The organism is Pseudomonas sp. NPDC086251 (assembly GCF_044746405.1).
In the GTDB taxonomy this organism is placed as follows: Bacteria; Pseudomonadota; Gammaproteobacteria; order Pseudomonadales; family Pseudomonadaceae; genus Aquipseudomonas.
The window spans coordinates 1-1,351 of record NZ_JBIVBY010000086.1; the positions used below are offsets into that span (position 1 = coordinate 1).

Annotated in this window: 1 protein-coding gene; it reads left to right on the top strand. The window is 55.5% G+C overall.

What is annotated here, in order from left to right; genetic code table 11:
- Positions 1-140: 140 nt before the first annotated feature.
- A partial coding sequence (locus ACIPL2_RS35150) for an IS110 family transposase (RefSeq protein ID WP_401365412.1) occupies positions 141-1,351 on the top strand: 1,211 nt, incomplete at its 3' end.

The following is a 1,351-nucleotide window of genomic DNA, read 5'->3' on the forward strand; positions in this document are numbered from 1 at the left end:
CCCCTCACCTTCGAGCCCACAGGTGCGCTTGCGCCCTTAACGAATACTCAGGGAAAGCCCGACACGGCTCTCTATATCGCTTTCGCTGGACGCAAGCATGCATGTCCCTGCATGTACTTTAGCGCCTGTGGAGGTTGTTGATGCAAACGCTCCTGTCTCAGAAATTCACTGCTTATGTCGGAATAGATTGGGCAGATACCAAGCACGACGTGTGCTTGCAGGTCGCGGGGGAAACTCGGCAGCATTTCTCTGTCATCGCCCATACGCCCCAATCGATTGATCGTTGGGCGAAAGCGTTGTTTGAGCGCTACGGCGCTCCGATTGCGATTGCTCTTGAGCTGAACAAGGGCCCGTTGGTGGCAGCCCTGCAAAAGTACGAGTTCTTTTGCCTGTTTCCCATCAATCCGAGCACCTTGGCCAAACACCGTAAAACCTTTGTCCGCAGCGGTGCCAAGGATGATCCGACCGATGCTCAATGGGCGCTTGAGTTGTTGCTCAGCTATCCCCAACGATTTCCCCAGTTGATGCCGCAAAGCCCGGCCATGCGTAGTTTGGCCAGCCTGACAGAACATCGGCGGGCACTGGTTGATGAGCGAGTAAAGGTCAGCAACCGCTTGATCTGTACGCTCAAACAGTATTATCCATTGGCCCTGGAGCTATTTAGCAATCATGACACCGTGCTGTTCTGTGACTTTCTGATGCGCTGGCCCACGCTTGAACACCTCAAGCGTTCTCGTCAGAGTACTTTTCTCAAGTTCTTTAGCGAGCACAACGCTCGTCACCCTCAACTCAATCAAGCGCGCTGGGAAATCATCACCCGCGCGATGCCTTTGACGCAGGACCCGGGGGTCATACGTCCTTCGCAGTTGTACGCCACCGCCTTGGCGTCGCAACTCAAAGGGCTCATTTCCACCCTCAAGGATTTTGATCGCGAGATCGAAGAAACGGCCAACAGCTTGGCCGATTACCCGATCTTCAAGGCACTCCCTGGCGCCGGCCAACAGCTTGCACCGCGCCTGATGGTGGCTTTTGGTGAACAGCGCGAGCGATTTAGCGACGCCAATGCGATGCAGCGCTATGCCGGAATCGCACCCGTTACCCAGCGCAGCGGCAAGAAGAAAGTCGTGTATTGGCGCTTCCGATGCTCAACCTTCTTGCGTCAGACCTTTGTCGAATGGGCCGCTCACAGCATCCCTCAATCAACCTGGGCCGAGGCTTACTATCGGCAGCAGCGGGCGAAAGGCTGCTCATACCAGGCGGCCCTGAGAGCACTCGCTTTTAAGTGGATCAGAATCGTCTATCAGTGCTGGAAAACCCGCACCGTCTATGACGAAAAGGCTTACTTGCAGGC